At 65.1% G+C, this 16,701-nt stretch carries 13 protein-coding genes; 4 read left to right on the forward strand and 9 right to left on the reverse strand.

What is annotated here, in order from left to right:
• Positions 1-20 precede the first annotated feature (20 nt).
• Positions 21-845, forward strand: a complete 825-nt coding sequence (locus ACE3TQ_RS04510; RefSeq protein WP_374580755.1) for a substrate-binding periplasmic protein — start codon at positions 21-23, stop codon at positions 843-845.
• A gap of 24 nt (positions 846-869) precedes the next feature.
• Positions 870-3,131 carry a TonB-dependent receptor gene (locus ACE3TQ_RS04515; protein ID WP_374580756.1) on the forward strand — a complete coding sequence of 754 codons (2,262 nt, stop codon included), beginning with the start codon at positions 870-872 and terminating at the stop codon, positions 3,129-3,131.
• Positions 3,132-3,143: 12 nt separating this feature from the next.
• On the opposite strand, the gene ACE3TQ_RS04520 is transcribed toward ACE3TQ_RS04515, so the two are convergent.
• The 8 genes from ACE3TQ_RS04520 to ACE3TQ_RS04555 all read right to left on the reverse strand — a co-directional run bounded on the left by ACE3TQ_RS04520 (position 3,144) and on the right by ACE3TQ_RS04555 (position 13,099).
• Positions 3,144-4,550 (reverse strand): efflux transporter outer membrane subunit, encoded by a 1,407-nt coding sequence (locus ACE3TQ_RS04520; RefSeq protein ID WP_374580757.1) that lies wholly within the window; start codon positions 4,548-4,550, stop codon positions 3,144-3,146.
• A gap of 1 nt (position 4,551) precedes the next feature.
• On the reverse strand, positions 4,552-7,692 hold the full coding sequence (locus ACE3TQ_RS04525; RefSeq protein ID WP_374580758.1) for an efflux RND transporter permease subunit: 3,141 nt from the start codon (positions 7,690-7,692) through the stop codon (positions 4,552-4,554).
• 11 nt (positions 7,693-7,703) lie between these two features.
• Positions 7,704-8,858: an efflux RND transporter periplasmic adaptor subunit gene (locus ACE3TQ_RS04530; RefSeq protein WP_374580759.1), complete on the reverse strand. Its 1,155-nt coding sequence runs from the start codon at positions 8,856-8,858 to the stop codon at positions 7,704-7,706.
• Between the two features lie 73 nt (positions 8,859-8,931).
• Positions 8,932-9,498: a TetR/AcrR family transcriptional regulator gene (locus tag ACE3TQ_RS04535; protein ID WP_374580760.1), complete on the reverse strand. Its 567-nt coding sequence runs from the start codon at positions 9,496-9,498 to the stop codon at positions 8,932-8,934.
• A gap of 66 nt (positions 9,499-9,564) precedes the next feature.
• Positions 9,565-9,903 (reverse strand): zf-TFIIB domain-containing protein, encoded by a 339-nt coding sequence (locus ACE3TQ_RS04540; RefSeq protein ID WP_374580761.1) that lies wholly within the window; start codon positions 9,901-9,903, stop codon positions 9,565-9,567.
• Between the two features lie 58 nt (positions 9,904-9,961).
• Positions 9,962-11,062, reverse strand: a complete 1,101-nt coding sequence (locus ACE3TQ_RS04545; RefSeq protein ID WP_374580762.1) for an alkene reductase — start codon at positions 11,060-11,062, stop codon at positions 9,962-9,964.
• Between the two features lie 15 nt (positions 11,063-11,077).
• Positions 11,078-11,878 carry a 2,5-didehydrogluconate reductase DkgB gene (dkgB, locus tag ACE3TQ_RS04550; RefSeq protein ID WP_374580829.1) on the reverse strand — a complete coding sequence of 267 codons (801 nt, stop codon included), beginning with the start codon at positions 11,876-11,878 and terminating at the stop codon, positions 11,078-11,080.
• Between the two features lie 21 nt (positions 11,879-11,899).
• A complete protein-coding gene (locus ACE3TQ_RS04555) occupies positions 11,900-13,099 on the reverse strand; it encodes an MFS transporter (protein ID WP_374580763.1) in 1,200 nt (399 codons plus the stop codon).
• 99 nt (positions 13,100-13,198) lie between these two features.
• On the opposite strand from ACE3TQ_RS04555, the gene ACE3TQ_RS04560 reads away from it, so the two are divergent.
• Positions 13,199-14,107 carry a LysR family transcriptional regulator gene (locus ACE3TQ_RS04560; RefSeq protein ID WP_374580764.1) on the forward strand — a complete coding sequence of 303 codons (909 nt, stop codon included), beginning with the start codon at positions 13,199-13,201 and terminating at the stop codon, positions 14,105-14,107.
• A 32-nt stretch (positions 14,108-14,139) separates the two neighbouring features.
• Positions 14,140-16,110: a U32 family peptidase gene (locus ACE3TQ_RS04565; RefSeq protein ID WP_374580765.1), complete on the forward strand. Its 1,971-nt coding sequence runs from the start codon at positions 14,140-14,142 to the stop codon at positions 16,108-16,110.
• Here ACE3TQ_RS04565 and ACE3TQ_RS04570 read toward each other — a convergent pair.
• Entirely contained in the window at positions 16,107-16,679 is a 573-nt protein-coding gene (locus ACE3TQ_RS04570; RefSeq protein WP_374580766.1) for a hypothetical protein, read from the reverse strand. The genes ACE3TQ_RS04565 and ACE3TQ_RS04570 overlap by 4 nt on opposite strands.
• Positions 16,680-16,701 lie beyond the last annotated feature (22 nt).

The raw sequence follows: 16,701 nt of genomic DNA on the forward strand, positions 1-16,701 counted from the left end.
TCCCTTTCCGGTTGGTACCTATGCGTATGCTTTTCGGGCGTTTGCTGGTGCTGTTTGCTGCCTTGACCGCAGTTGCGGCCCTCCACGCCGCAGAATCGGACGCCCCGCTCAAAATCAAGCTTACCGCGCACGAGTACCCTCCCTTCATGAGCGAGAAGCTGCCCTATGGCGGCTTGTTGACGCGCATCGTGCGCGAGGCATTCAAGGCTGCCAACGTCGAAGTAGAGATCGAATCACTGTCCAGCAACAACCGGGTCATCACCGGCGTCATGGTCGGCCTGTACGATGGCGCATACGGCTGGGCGCATTCTCCCGAGCGCGATCGCAAGCTGCATTATTCCAAGTCATCCATTTTCACTTTCCGCATGGTCTTCTTCCAGCGCCGCGGCATGGAAATTCCGTGGGAATCGCTGTCGGATCTGGGCCGGTACCAGATCGGCGCCACGCTAGGCAACCATTACTCGGAAGAATTCTCCCTGCTGCACGCGCAGCGCAAGCTTAAGGTGCAGGAGGCGTCGAGCGACCGGAATAATATGCGCAAGCTGCTGCTGGGGCGGATCGACCTGTTCCCGATGGAGGAGGAAGCCGGGCAGATGCTGATCCTGCAATCGTTAAAGCCTGCCGAGCAGGCCAACATCACCTTCCAGGCAAAGCCGATCGCGCTGATTCCCACCTACCTGGTCTTGCGGCGCGACCTTCCGAATGCTGCGGAATTGCTGGAACGCTTTGACCAGGGTTACAAGCAGTTGAGCGATAGCGGACAGCTGGCCCGCATTCTCGGCGAAACGCGCAAGGCCCTTGTCGCCGCTGCACAGCATTCCCAGAACAAACGCAACCAGCCTTGATCCGCGTCTTTCAGGAGAGCCGCCATGCGCCCTGCCTTTCCGCTCAAGTTTGCACTGGCTGTCGCCGGGCTCGATGCGGCCATGGCGCATGCCCAGGAGGGTCGGATCGAGCAGGTGCGGGTGACGGCGCAGCGGCGTGTCGAGGCGCTGCAAAGTGTGCCCCTCAGCATCACGGCGCTTGAGCAGCGCGACCTGGAACGCATGGGCGTGGAGCGCCTGTCCGACCTCGCGCGCGAGACACCCGGCCTGGCCGTGGTGTCCTCGGGGCCCGGGCAGAACATCCTGATCGTGCGCGGCGTCTCATCTGTCGCGGGCACGGCCGGCACCGTTGGCTATTACCTCGACGACACCCCGATTACCGCCTCCAGCAATGCGGCCCTGCTGTCGCTGCGCGGCCTGATCGATCCGGATATTTTCGATATCGCGCGCGTGGAGGTGCTGCGCGGGCCGCAAGGCACGCTGTACGGTTCCAGCTCCATGGGCGGAACGGTCAAGTACATCACCACCCTGCCCGACCTGCGCCAGTTCAGCGGCCGGGCCAGCGCAAGGCTGTCGCATACCAGCGGCGGCGGATGGAATGAGGATGGCAACGCGTCCCTGAACCTGCCGCTCGGCGACGGCGGCAACGCGGCCTTGCGCCTGGGGCTCTTCATGCGCTATGCCGATGGCTATATCGACCGCTATCCGATTGCTGCCGGCGATATCCAGGCCATTGGTCCCGGCGGGCGGCAGGAGAAGAACGCCAATACCGAGACGACCAAGGGCGGGCGCGTGGCCTTGCGCCTGAACCTGGGGAATGGATTGGCCGTCAATGCCTCTTTGTACCACCAGCATATGCGACTCGGGGCGCCGTTCCAGGTGGACGTGCCGCCGGGCAGTTTCGACACCCTGCTCCAGACCCGCCTGCTGCCGGAACCCAGCGTGCAGAAATCATCGCTGGCCAACCTGACGGTCAACAAGAACTTTGGCAGTTTCGAGCTGGTGTCGTCAACTTCCTACTACGACCGGCGCGTCACGGTGACGGAAGATGCGTCCAAGGTGCTGTACTTCTTCCTGTCGCCGTCGCCACAGGATGCGGTCTACCCGGTGCTGATGCGCGGCGAATACATCAACCGCGAAGTCACCCAGGAAGTACGGGCCCTGTCGGATTTCAAAGGGCCGTTCCAGCTGATCGGCGGGCTCTTCTACCGCCATGTGGATGCGCCGCTGGCCTCGGAAATCCCGGTGACCGCGGGCTACAACAGCCGCTTCGGGACCAATTTCGACAGCTTCTTCATCGGCGGGCGGCAGGCGACGGTGCGTGAGACCGCCGTCTTCTCGGAAGCGTCCTACCACCTGGCGCCGGCGTGGACGGCGCGCCTCGGCCTGCGCGCCTTCCGTATCAGGCAAGGATTTGCACAGCAAGGCGATGGGTTGTTCAATGGCGGCCCGTCGGCGGTGGTCGGCGATTCCGCCGACAGCGGCTATACCCCGCGCATCAACGTATCGTGGCAGCCTGGCCAGGACCTGATGGTCTACGCCACGGCATCCAAAGGCTACCGCCAGGGCGGGCCCAATAACCCGGCGCCGGCGGCCTTGTGCGCCAGCGAAATTGCCGGCTTGGGCCTGAGCGATGACGCGCTGCGCAAGTTTGCGGCGGATACCTTATGGAGCTACGAAGCCGGCATCAAGTCGCAATGGCTGTCGCGGCGCCTGACATTGAATGCCTCGCTCTACACCATCGACTGGAACAAGGTCCAGCAGCAGATCGTGCTGCAATGCGGCTTCAACATCACCGCCAATTTCGGCTCGGCGCGCAGCAAAGGGGCCGAACTGGAAGCAAGCTACCAGCCCGTCCCTGGCCTGAACCTGCGCCTGAACGCGGGCTATAACAGCGCCACCCTCGATAACGATGTGCCGGGCACCGGCGCCATGCAAGGCGACCGCCTGCTGGACGTGCCGCGCTGGACCGGCGGCGCGTCGGTCGAATACAACTGGGCCTGGAGCGGCGGTTACGCCGGTTTCGGGCGCCTGGGCGCCAACTACACCGGCAGCGCTTACGCGCTGTACGACCGCAGCAGCCCGTTCCGCCGGCGCGCCGGCTTCACGGAACTCAATTTCCAGTTCGGCTGGCAGCCCGAGGGGAAATCGCCGCGCTGGCGTGCAACCGTCTTCGCCGACAACCTGTTGGACAAAGTCGGCCAGACCGGCCTGCCGGTGGCGATTTCGGCGGACCTGCCCAATACGCGCCGCGTCGCCATCAACCGGCCGCGCACCATTGGCCTCAAGCTGGAAATGCCGTTCTGAGTGCGCCTGAGACTATTGCCAGCCCCCGCCCAGGACCCGGTACAGCGTTACCTGGTTGCTGGCCTTGGCCAGCCTTGCGCTGATCAGATTCTGCTGCGCCGCGTACAGTTCGCGCTGTGAGACCAGGGCATTCAGGTAGGACTCACTGCCCTTCTGGTAGCGCGCCTCGTGGATGCGGAAGCTCTTCTCTGCCGCAGCCGACAGCGACGCCTGCGCCGCCAGCCGCTCGTCCAGCGTGCCGTGCAGTGCCAGTGCATCAGCCACTTCGCGGAATGCGGACTGGATGGCCTTCTCATACCGTGCAATGGCGATATCGCGGCCAGCTCGGGCCATATCGAGGTTGGCCTGGTTGGCGCCACCGGCGAAGATGGGCAGGTTCAGCTGCGGCGCGAAACTCCAGGTGCCGCTGCCGGCCTTGAACAGGCCTGACAGGTCCTTCGCCATGCCGCCGGCGGACGCCGTCAACGAAATGCTGGGGAAGAAGGCTGCACGCGCCACGCCGATATCGGCATTGGCCGCTTGCAGCTGGCGTTCGGCCTCCAGCACGTCGGGACGACGCAGCAACACTTCGGCCGGCAGGCCTGGGGGCAGGTCTGCCAGGCGCGTCACGGACTCCAGCGAGCCTTGCGGCATCAGCTCGCGCGGCACGCTGGCCCCGACCAGCAAGGCCAGGGCGTTCTCGTCGGCCGCCACCTGGGCGCGGAACACCGCAACGTCGTTGCGCGCCGCCTCGGCGCTGGTCTGGGCCTCGTACATGTCAAGGCCCGAAGTGGCGCCCGCCTCGAAGCGGCGCTTTGCCAGTTCATAGGTGATCTGCTGGCTTTTCAGCGTATCCTCCGCCAGGCGCATGCGTTCCTGGCCGGCCGCGAGCGACAGCCAGGCATTCGCCACCTCGGCCACCAGGCTGATTTGCTGCGCGCGGCGCGCTTCGGCCGTGGCCAGGTAATGCTGCAGCGCCGACTCCGACAGGCTCTTTACCCGCCCAAAGAAGTCCAGCTCGAAGGCCGGCAGCGAGAGCCCGGCGTTGTACTGGCGCGAAATGGCCGCCTCGCCGCTGCCGGAAAGCCTGGCCGGCACGCGCTGGGCATTCTGGCCAATGCCCGCATTCAGGTGGGGCAGCTGCTCGGCGCGCGCCACACCGTACTGGGCGCGGGCCTTCTCGATGTTCAGGATCGAGATACGCAGGTCGCGGTTGTTCTCCAGCGCCATCTGCACCAGCTGCGCCAGCTGCTCATTGCCGATGAATTCGCGCCACGCGATATCCGGGGCGGCGCGCACCTCCGTGCTGCGCGCCGGCTTATACGCCTCGCCTTGCGGCCATGCGGCGGCCACTGGAGCGGCGGGACGCTGGTATACCGGCGCCAGGCTGCAGCCGGCCAGCAGCGCCGCCAGGGACAGTGTGATGATTGACTTGTTCATTTCAGTTTGCTTCCGTAATTGCTGCATGGCGTGCCGGGGCGGCTGCACTGGCGGGCGCGGCAAACCAGCCGCGCACCAGTACAAAGAACACTGGCACAAAGAAAATCCCGAGGAAGGTCGCCGTGAGCATGCCGCCCAGGACGCCGAAGCCGATGGCCATCTGCGCGCCAGAGCCGGCGCCGGACGCCATCGCCAGCGGCAGCACGCCCAGGCCGAAAGCGATCGACGTCATCAGGATAGGACGCAGGCGCATTTTGACCGCCTCCAGCGTCGCTTCACGCAGGTTCTTGCCCGACTCCTGCAGTTCCTTCGCGAACTCCACGATCAGGATCGCATTCTTGGCGGACAGGCCGACCACGGTCAGCAAGCCGACCTTGAAATAGATGTCGTTGGCCAGGCCGACGCCCAGCGTCGCCAGCACCGCGCCGATCACGCCCAGCGGCACCACCAGCATCACGGAGAATGGCACCGACCAGCTCTCATACAAGGCTGCCAGGCAAAGGAACACGATCATGAACGAGAGCGTGTACAGCAGCGGCGTCTGCGAACCGGAGTCGCGCTCTTCCTGCGACAGGCCGGACCACTCATAGCCAATGCCGGCGGGAAGCTTGGCGATCATCTGTTCCATCTCGGCCATCGCATCGCCCGAGCTCACGCCCGGCGCCGCCATCCCCTGGATGTTCAGCGAGGAACTGCCGTTGAAGCGCTCCAGGCGTGGCGAGGCCATGACCCATTCGCCGGTGGAGAAGGCGGAGAACGGCACCATCTGTCCATCCTTGTTACGCACCGACCACTTCTGCACATCCTCCGGCAGCATGCGGGCTTCCGCCTCGCCCTGCAGGAATACCTTCTTCACGCGGCCACGGTCGATGAAGTCGTTGACGTAGGCCGAGCCCCAGCCCACCGACAGCACCTGGTTGACCTCGGAGATATCCAGGCCCAGCGCCGCAGCCTTCTGCTGGTCGATGTTCAGGCGGTACTGCGGCGTATCCTCCTGGCCGTTCGGACGCACGCCCACCAGTTTCGGGTTGTTCGCAGCCATGCCGAGCAGCTGGTCGCGCGCCTCCATCATCCGGGCGTGGCCGATGTTGCCGCGATCGACCAGCTGCAGGTCGAAGCCGCCGGCATTACCCAGCTCCATCACCGCCGGCGGCGCAAAGGTGAACACCATGCCGTCGCGCATCTGCATCAGTGCTTCCATGGCGCGCCAGCCGATGTAGCCGGAGTGGTTGTCCAGGCCCGGGCGCTCCTTCCAGTCTTTCAGCTTGACGAAGGCCATGCCGTTGTTCTGGCCATTGCCGGCGAACGAGAAGCCGGCGATGGAGAACACCGATTCCACGTTCGCCTTCTCTTTGGTGAAGAAGTAGTTCTCGACTTCTTCGATGGTGGCCACGGTGCGCTCCTGGGTGGCGCCCGAAGGCAGCTGGATAGCCGAGAACAGCACGCCCTGGTCTTCTTCCGGCAGGAAGGCGGATGGCAGGCGCATGTAGGAGAACGCCAGCACGCCCAGCATCGCTGCATAGACCAGCATCGAACGGCCGCGACGCTGGATCAGCTTGCCGACCATGCCCTGGTATTTCACGCTGCTGCTCTCAAACTTGCGGTTAAACCAGGCGAAGAAGCCCTTCTGCGGCGCATGGGCGCCCGGCTTCAGGAAGGTCGCGCACAGGGCCGGGGTGAACACCATCGCCACCAGCACCGACAGCACCATGGCCGTCACGATCGTCACCGAGAACTGGCGGTAGATCACGCCGGTCGAACCGCTCATGAACGCCATCGGCACGAACACGGCGGAAATCACCAGGCCGATACCCACCAGCGCGCCCGAAATCTGGCCCATGGATTTGAGCGTCGCTTCTTTCGGCGACAGGCCCTCCTCCGTCATCACCCGCTCCACGTTTTCCACCACCACGATGGCGTCGTCGACCAGCAGGCCGATGGCCAGCACCAGTGCGAACATGGTCAGGCTGTTGATGGAGTAGCCCATCACCGCCAGCACGCCGAAGGTCCCCAGCAGCACCACCGGCACCGCCATGGTCGGGATCAGTGTGGCGCGCATGTTCTGCAGGAACAGGTACATCACCAGGAATACCAGCACGATCGCTTCCACCAGCGTCTTCACCACTTCGTGGATCGACAGTTCCACGAAAGGCGTGGTATCGAATGCCACCACTGCCTTCATGCCTTTCGGGAAGAACTTCTGCAGCTCGGCCAGGCTGGCCTTCACGCCGTCGGCGGTTTTCAGCGCATTGGCGCCGGTGGCCAGTTTCACCGCGATACCGGCGGCGGGTTTGCCGTTGAAGCGCACCACGCTCGCATAGTTTTCGCCGCCCAGCTCAATTCGCGCGACATCGCGCAGGTAGACCGTGGCGCCATTGCCCTGCGTTTTCAGCAGGATTGCACCGAACTGCTCCGGCGTCTGCAGCCGGCTCTGCGCGGCGACAGCCGCGTTCAGGCGCTGGCCGCGCACGGCCGGTGCGCCGCCCAGTTCACCGGCGGAGACCTCGGTGTTCTGCGCCTTGATGGCGGCAATCACGTCGGTCGGCGTCAGGTGGTAGCCCTCCAGCCTGGCCGGGTCGAGCCAGATGCGCATGGCGTACTGCGAGCCGAAGTGCTGGATCTCGCCCACGCCTTCGACGCGCGACAGCGGTTCCACGATGCTGGAGGCGATATAGTCGTCCAGGTCGGCGTTCGACATGCTGCCGTCTTCCGATACAAAGCCCAGCACCAGCAGGAAGCTGTTGGTTGCCTTCGACACCACCAGGCCCTGCTGCGTCACTTCCTGCGGCAGCAAAGGCGTCGCCAGCGACAGCTTGTTCTGCACCTGCACCTGGGCGATGTCGGCGTCGGTGCCGCTCTTGAAGGTCAGGGTGATGGACAGGCCGCCGGTCGTGTCCGAGGTGGAGGATATATAGCGCAGGCCATCGATCCCCTTCATTTTCTGCTCGATGACCTGGGTGACCGAGTCCTCCACCGTCTTGGCCGATGCGCCCGGATACATGCCGGTGATCTGGATCGTCGTCGGCGCGATGTTCGGATACTGCGCCACCGGCAAAGTGCGGATCGCCAGCAGGCCCGCCACCATGGTGACGATCGCCAGCACCCAGGCGAAGATCGGCCGTTGGATAAAGAATTTTGCCATGATGTGTTTCCTTACTGTGCCGCCGGCGCGGATTTGAGCGCGACGGATGCCTTGGCCGGCGCGGCCACTGCCGCCTGGCCCGGCTGCACTTTCTGCAGGCCCTCAACGATCAGGCGGTCGCCTGCCGCCAGGCCGGACTTCACCAGCCACTGGTCGCCCAAGGTGCCGCTTGTCACCAGGACGCGCTGCTCCACCACGCCCTTCGGGCCCAGTACCAGCGCGGTGGCCTCGCCTTTCGGGTTGCGCGTCACGCCTTGCTGCGGCACCGCGATTGCTTTCTCGTCGATGCCGTTTTCCACCACGGCGCGCACGAACATGCCCGGCAACAGGTCATGCTTTGGGTTCGGCACGATGGCGCGCAGGGTCACGTTGCCGGTCCCCGGGTCGACACTGGAGCCAGAGAACTGCAGCCGCCCTGCGTGCGGATAGGTCGAGCCGTCGGCCAGCTTGACCACGACGCGCGCCTGGCCGCCGTCCTGTTTCAGGGCGCCGGAGGCAACCAGCTTTTTCAGGCGCAGCATTTCCTCGCCGGACTGGGTGACGTCGACATAGATCGGATCGAGCTGCTGGACCGTCGCCAGCGCAGTCTCCTGCCCTGCCGTCAGCAAAGCGCCCGGCGTCACGCTGGAGCGGCTGATGCGGCCGGAGATCGGCGACTCGACGCGGGTGTAGTCCAGGTTGATGCGGGCGGTCGCCAGGGCTGCCTTGGCGGATTCGACATCCGCACGCGCCTGCGCCTCCGCCGCCACGGCGTCGTCGACATCCTGCCGGCTCACGCCCTCGATCTGCAGCAGCTCCTTATAGCGGGCGGCCTTCGGCGCTGCGGCCAGCAGGTTGGCTTCGGCGCGTACCAGGGCGGCCCTGGCGGAGTTGAAGGCGGCCTGGTAGGTGGCCGGGTCGATCTGGTACAGCGGCATGCCGGCTTTGACTTCCGCCCCTTCGGTGAACAGGCGCTTTTGCAGCAGGCCGCCGACCTGCGGCCGCACTTCCGCCACCATGAAGGCCGAGGTGCGGCCAGGCAAGGCGATGCTGACTGGCAGCGGCCGCGCCTGCACGGTGTGCACGCCCACCTCCGGTGGTGGCGCTTTGGCCGGCGCCTCGGGTTGGGACTCGCATCCGGCGATCAACGCCGCCGCACATGCGAGGAAAACGAAGTCTTTTTTCATAATTTACTCACGCAAGTAATCACTCATTTAAAGGGTGTGGAATTGGGTCAATTCCGGGGGTATGGCAAGTATCTCAGTCGAGGAACATGCGGCGGAATGCCGCGAAGCCGCTGGCTTTGTAGGCTTCCACGCGTGCCGGGTCGCGCCGGGCGAACTCGATGGTGGCGTTGGCTACGGCAAGGAACAAGGCGTCGGCGTATTCGGTCGGGTGGCCGGCCAGCACTTCGCCGGCGCTGACCGTCTCCATCAAGCCAACGTCGGGGAACAGGGCCGCTTCCGCCTCCCGCGTCTCCCTGGTCAGGATCTCGGTGACGGCAAGCTGCGACAGGGCTTTGTCCCAGACGGGGTTGGCCAGGCACCAGTCGACATGGCTGTTCCACAGGTGTTGCGCCCGTTCCAGCATAGGACGGGACAGGTCGAAGGACTCGTTGGTGGTGGCCCAGCCCAGTTCACAGATGTAGAGGTACATCTCGTTCAGCAGCGCTTCCTTGGTCGGGAAGTAACGGAAGAGCGTGCCTTCCGCGACACCCGCCAGCTTGGCGATCAGCGCCGTCGGGGCGCCCACGCCGCGCTCGGCCACAGCTTCCGCTGCGGCCAGCATCAATTGCAACCTCTTCTCTTCGCTTTTCGGACGGGCCATGTTCAGCTCAATAAATAACGGAGTACTCACTCATTATAGTTGAGCCGAACGGCGATTGCAAACAATTTAATCGAAGTCGAACAGGTCGCTCAGGAACCCTTCCTTCTTCTTTTTATGGTGCGGGTAAGCGCCGTGGCCATGGCTGTATCCGCCGTGCTGCTGGTAGCGCGGATCCGGCTGCTGGTAGCGCGGGTCGGGCGCACGCTGCGGCTGGCTGCCGAACTGGGTGGCTGCGGGAGCCGGTGCGTGCGCCGGGGCCGGGGTGCCGGCCAGGGAACGCTCGATGATCTTGTCGAGTTCGCCGCGGTCCAGCCAGACGCCACGGCAGTTCGGGCAATAATCAATTTCAATCCCCTGGCGCTCACTCATCACCAGGCTGACATTCTTGCAGACAGGGCAATCCATTGCATTCTCCATCATTGTTGCGGATGCCTGATGCTAGGCTGGCAGCCTTAGGCGGTTCTTAAGCGGCCAGCGCAGGGTAATCCGTCAGCCCGCGTGCGCCGCCCCCGAACAGGGTGTCGCGCTCGTGTTCATTGAGCGGCGCCCCGATACGCAGGCGTTCCGGTAAATCCGGGTTGGCAACGAAGGGCCGGCCAATCGCGATCAGGTCGGCCCAGCCCTCCTCCAGCGCGCCGCGGGCGCGTTCGCCGGTGTACTTGCCGGCATAGATCATCACGCCCGGGAAGGCGGCCCGCAGTGCGTGTTTGAACGCAACCGGCATCAGCGGCGCATCGTCCCAGTCCGCTTCCGCGATATGGATGTAGCCGACCCCGATCTCGCCCAGCCGCCTGGCCGCTGCCGTATAGGTTTCTTCCGGGTTGGCATCGACGCAACCGTTCAGCGTGGTCAGCGGCGCCAGGCGGATGCCGACACGGGAAGCGTCGCCGGTGGCGGCCACCAGGGCGCGCGCCACTTCGTCCAGGAAGCGCAGGCGGTTGTCGAGCGAGCCGCCATACTGGTCGCTGCGCGTGTTGGCGAAGGAGTCGAGGAACTGGTTCACCAGGTAGCCATTGGCGCCGTGCAGTTCCACGCCGTCAAAGCCCGCCGCCATCGCGTTACGCGCCGCCTGGGCGTACTGTTCGACGATGCCGGCAATCTCCTGCGTTTCCAGCGCGCGCGGCATGGAGGCTTGCGCAAAGCCGGGCCTGCCGCCCTCGCCTTCGATGAAGACCTGCACGCCGTCGGCCTGGATGGCGGAGGATGAGACCGGCGCCGCCCCGCCCAGCAGGCTGCTGTGGCTCAGGCGGCCAACATGCCACAGCTGGGCGAAGATGCGGCCGCCGGCGGCATGCACGGCATCGGTGACCTGGCGCCAGCCGGCAACCTGCGCTTCGGTGTGGATGCCGGGCGTGCCGGCATAGCCTTTCGCCATGGGCGAAATATAGGTGCCTTCGCTGATGATCAGGCCGGCACTTGCGCGCTGCGTATAGTATTCGGCCATGAGCGCATTCGGCACGTCACCCGGCTGGGTGCTGCGCGACCGCGTCATCGGCGGCATCACGATGCGGTTGGGCAGTTCGAGGGCGCCAAGGCGCAGGGTCTGGAACAATGGGTCGTGCATGGGTCTTCTCCTCAATTAGTCCCAGGCCGGCGCCAGGCCTTCCGGGTTGACGAGGCGGCCATTGCGCTCCAGCGCCGCGATCTGCGCCATGTCTTCGGCATCCAGCTCCAGGCCGGTGGCAAGCAGGTTGCTGGCCAGGTTCTCGCGCTTGGTCGATGACGGAATGACCGAGTAGCCAAGCTGCATGGCCCAGGCCAGTGCCACTTGCGCCGGGGTGGCGCGGCGGCGCGCCGCGATGGCGCCGATCACAGGGTCGGCCAGCACTTTGCCGTAGCCCAGCGTCATGTACGAGGTGATGTGGATGCCCTGCCCTTGCAGGAATTCGACCAGTTTGCGGTTCTGCAGGTAGGGGCTCAACTCGATCTGGTTGGTCGCAATCTGCGCGGCGCCCACGGCGGCGATGGCGCGCCGGGTGTAGTCGATATTGAAGTTGGAAATACCGATCTGGCGCGCCAGGCCGCGTTCCCGCGCCCCGGCCAGCGCCACCATGTATTCCTCGACTGGCACTGCGCTCAGCGGCCAGTGGATCAGCGCCAGGTCCACGTAATCGGTGCCGAGCTTCTCCAGGCTTTCCTCCAGGCTGGCCAGCAGGCGGTCGGCGGCTAAGTTCTCGTTCCAGACCTTGGTGGTCAGGAACAGGTCCTTTCGGGCCAGGCCCGATTGGGCGACCGCCTGGCCTACTTCCGCTTCGTTACCGTAAATCTGTGCCGTGTCGATGGCACGGTAACCGGCTTCCAGTGCATTGCGCACCGAGTCGAAGGCGGCCTGGCCCTGCAGGCGGAAAGTGCCTGCGCCAAAAGTTGGGATAGTCATGATGTGTTCCTTTTCTGTGTGTTTTCAGGCTGCGAGTTTTTCAGGGGAGCCAGCGCCGGCAGCATCACGGCGCTGGTCGATGCGGCCGCTCAGGGCCGTGATGCCCACGGCGGCCAGGGTGACGACGCCGGCAATCCAAGGCGTGTGGATCAGGCCGAAATGGCTGACCACCAGGCCGCCGACCGATGCGCCGATCGCGATGCCGACATTGAATGCGGAGATGTTCAAGCCGGCCGCGACCTCGACGGCGTCCGGCGCCACCTTGTTGGCCTGCTCCACCACGTAGGACTGCAAGGCCGGCACGCTGCCGAAAGCGAAAGCGCCCCAGGCCAGCACCGTCAGCACGACCAGCACCGGGTGTGGCGCGGTGAAGCTCAGCATCACCAGCACCAAGGCCAGGCCGAGGAAAACCTTCTTCAGAGCGCTCACGGCGCCCTCCTTGTCCGCCAGTTTGCCGCCCCAGACATTGCCCACCGCGACCGAGATGCCGTATGCCAGCAGTACAATGCTGACCGCGCCAGGCTGGAAGCCGGAGATGTCCTGCAGGATCGGCGCCAGGAAAGTGAAGGCGATCAGCGAGCCGCCGTATCCCACGGCAGTCATTGCGTACACCAGCAGCAGGCGCGGTTGCAGCAGCACGCGGGCCTGGCGCAGCAATGGCGCAGGCGCCGTGGCCTTGATGTTGCGGGGGACAAAGAGGAATGCGCCGGCCAGTGCCACCAGGCCGAACGCCGCCACCACCAGGAAGGTCGCGCGCCAGCCGAAATTCTGGCCGATCCAGGTGCCGAGCGGGATGCCGGTGACGAAGGCGACGGTCATGCCGCCAAACATGGTGGCAATGGCGCTGGCCGCCTTCTCCTTGCTGACCAGGCTGGTGGCAATGACCGAGCCGACCGAGAAGAACACACCATGGGCCAGGCCGGTCAGCACGCGCGCCACGACCAGCGAGCCGTAGCCGGGCGCCAGCCAGGCCGCCAGGTTGCCGAGCGTGAACAGCACCATCAGGCCCACCAGCAGCGGCCGGCGCGGCACCTTGCCGGTCAGCGCGGTCAGCACCGGTGCGCCGATGGCAACGGCCAGGGCATACAGGCTGACCAGCAGGCCAGCCGAAGGGAGGGTGACGCCGAGGTCGGCGGCGATGGTCGGGATCAAGCCGACGATGACAAATTCCGTGGTCCCGATTGCGAAGGCCGCGATCGTGAGGGCAAGCAGGGCGAGGGGCATGGCAAACTCCATCTGTTGAGATCGGATGCCACTGTACCGGCGCCACTCTTTCCGAAAAAGCCGGTTTTCCGCGAAAGATATTTGATTTAAACTCAAATAATGAAAACCACCCTCGACGAGATGCAGGCATTTATTGCCATTGTGGCCACAGGCTCCATCAGCGCCGCCGCTGAACGCCTGGGCCTGACGGTTTCCGCCGCCAGCCGCACCCTGACCCGCCTGGAAGAAAAACTGGAAACCACCCTGGTCCGCCGCACCACGCGCCGCCTGGAGCTGACGGAGGAAGGGAAAGCCTTCCTCGAGTGCGCGCGCGGCATCATCGCCAAGGTGGAGGAAACCGAGGAAAAAATGTCCTTGCGGCGCCAGGGCCCGGCCGGCCGCCTGCGCATCGATGCCTCGACGCCCTTCATGCTGCACGTGCTGGTGCCGCTGGTGAACGGCTACCGCGAGCGCTACCCGCGCGTCGAGCTGGAGCTGAACAGCCATGAAGGCATCACCGACCTGCTGGAGAAGCGCACCGACGTCGCCTTCCGCATTGGCCGCCTGCGCGATTCGACCCTGCACGCCACGCCGATCGGCACCGGGCGCCTGCGCATCCTCGCCAGCCCGGCCTATATCGCACGCCACGGCGCGCCGGCCAGCGTGGCCGACCTGGCCAACCACACCCTGCTCGGCTTCAACCAGCCGGAAAGCCTGAACGAATGGCCGCTGCTGGACGCCGAAGGCTTGCCGGTTCACATCACGCCCAACATCTACACCTCCAGCGGGGAAACCCTGCTGCACCTGGCCCTGCACGGCGCCGGCATCGTCTGCCTGAACGACTTCCTGGCCAATGCCGACCGCGCGGCGGGACGCCTGCGCCAGGTGCTGGTGGCGGAAACGTTGGAGGTTCGACAACCGATCAATGCCGTGTATTACCGGAATACCGCACTTTCGGCGCGGATTGCGTCGTTTGTCGAGTACGTGAAAGAAAAACTGGGTGAGCGCGGCTTCGACGAGCCGGTATAATATCTCCCCTTGTAAATGTAGGGTTATTACGAATGTCTTTGCTTGATCACGAGCTCGAACTGCTGGCGCCAGCCAAAACCGCGGAAATTGGCCGCGAAGCCATCCTGCACGGTGCGGATGCCGTTTATATCGGCGGCCCGGCCTTCGGCGCACGCCACAACGCCAGCAATCCGATCGAGGATATTTCCTCGCTGGTGGAATTCGCCCACCGCTACCGTTCGCGCATTTTCGTCACGATGAACACGATCATGCACGACTCGGAACTGGAGCTCGCGCGCAAGCAGATCTGGCAACTGTACGAAGCCGGTGTCGATGCACTGATCATCCAGGACATGGGCCTGCTTGAGCTGGACCTGCCGCCGATCCAGCTGCACGCCTCGACCCAGTGCGACATCCGCACCGTGGAGAAGGCCAAGTTCCTGGGCGATGTCGGCTTCTCGCAGCTGGTGCTGGCGCGCGAGCTGACGCTGGACAAGATCAAACAGATCCGCGCCGAAGTCGATACGCCGCTCGAGTACTTCGTGCACGGCGCGTTGTGCGTGGCTTTCTCCGGCCAGTGCTACATCTCGCACGCCGACACCGGCCGCAGCGCCAACCGCGGCGACTGCTCGCAGGCCTGCCGCCTGCCCTACACCCTGTCCGACAACCAGGGCCGCGTGGTGGCCTTTGAAAAGCACCTGCTGTCGATGAAGGACAACGACCAGAGCGCCAACCTGGAAGCGCTGGTCGATGCAGGTATCCGCTCCTTCAAGATCGAAGGCCGCTACAAGGACATGGGCTATGTGAAGAACATCACGGCCAACTACCGCCTGCTGCTGGACGAGCTGCTCGAGCGCCGTCCGGAATTCGCGCGCGCCGGCAGCGGCCGCACCCGCATCCTGTTCACGCCCGACGTCGACAAGACCTTCCACCGCGGCCATACCGATTACTTCGCCAACGGACGCCAGGGCGATATCGGCGCCTTCGATTCGCCGAAGTACGTGGGCGTGGAGCTGGGCGCCGTGGTGCGCATTGGCGGCGACCATATTGACGTCATCACCAATGCGCCGATGGCCAACGGCGACGGCCTGAATTACATGAACAAGCGCACCACGGTCGGCATCCAGGCCAACAAGGCCGAGAAGCTGGGCGACACCGAAGACGGCCAGCGCTGGCGCGTGTACCCGAACGAGCAGATGGCTGCCCTGCCGGGCCTGAAGGTCGGCACCGTCATCATGCGCAACCGCGACCACCAGTGGGAAGCAGCGCTGCACAAGAAATCCTCCGAACGCCACGTGGGCCTGCAGCTGACGCTGTCGGAACAGGCGGGCGGCCTGCGCCTGTCCATCGTCGACGAAGACGGCATCGTCTCGCATACCGATGCGGCGATCGAGCTGCAGCCGGCGCAGAATGCAGAACAGGCGGAAAGCGGCTTGCGCGCCAGCCTGGCGAAGATGGGCAACACCATGTTCGTGGCCGACCACGTTGAACTGAAGCTGTCGCAGCCCTGGTTCGTGCCATCGTCGGTGATCAACGCGCTGCGCCGCGACGCGGTGGCGGCGCACGAAGCGGCGCGCCTGGCGGCCTGGCAGCGTCCTGAGCGCAAGGCGCCGGCGGAACCGCGCGCCATCTATCCGGACACGCAGCTGAGCTACCTGGCCAACGTCTACAACGAGAAGGCGCGCCAGTTCTACCACAAGCACGGCGTGCAGCTGATCGATGCGGCATACGAAGCGCACGAGGAAGCGGGCGAAGTGCCGCTGATGATCACCAAGCATTGCCTGCGCTTCTCGTTCAACCTGTGCCCGAAGCAGGCCAAGGGCGTGCAAGGCGTGCAGGGCCAGGTCAAGGCGGAGCCGATGACCCTGGTCAACGGCGACCACACCTATACCCTGCGCTTCGACTGCAAGCCGTGCGAGATGCATGTGGTGGGCGCCATCAAGCCGGGCATCCTGAACTCCCCTCCTCCATCCGCCGTGCCGTACAGCCCGCTGGTCTTCCACCGCAAGCGCCCGCAGCACTAAGCGAGCAAGGCGCGCGCTTCCGCCAGCAAGCCCTCGGCGCAGGGCTTGCCGGTTTTCGATTCCCTTAACGAGACGTGCCACAGGCCGACGATGCCGGCCAGCTGGCCCTCGTCTTTCGCCTGTTCGATGCGGCGCACCAGGTCGGCGGCCAGCAAGCCCAGGTGCTTGCGCGCTGCGGCAGCCATCAGCTCGCGCGCGGCGGCCAGCGCGGGACCTGGCGCCGGCGCCGGCACAGGCGCCGGTGCGGGTGCGGGTGCCGGTGCGGGTGCCGCCATTGGCGCGGCCGGTGCGGACGCGGCCGGTGCCAGGGTGCGCTCGGCCGCTGGCGGCGCGGCGCTGATCCCTGCCAGGCCCTTGCGCAGCAAGGCCTCGACAGCTTCCAGCATCTCGTCTTCGCCGAGCCAGGTATCGATTTCGCCCAGCGCACGTTGGCCGTCGAGCAGGATCAGCACCGCACGCTGGCGCGCGGTCAGGCCGGCGCTGCGCTGCGCCACTTCGGTGCGGCCAGCCTCGGTCTTGCCGAACACCGTGGCGCGCAGACGGATTCGATTTTCCGGAGTCAGATGCATTTCTTGATGCTAGCCGGAAATT

It is taken from the genome of Pseudoduganella sp., assembly GCF_041914865.1.
GTDB lineage: Bacteria > Pseudomonadota > Gammaproteobacteria > Burkholderiales > Burkholderiaceae_D > Rugamonas.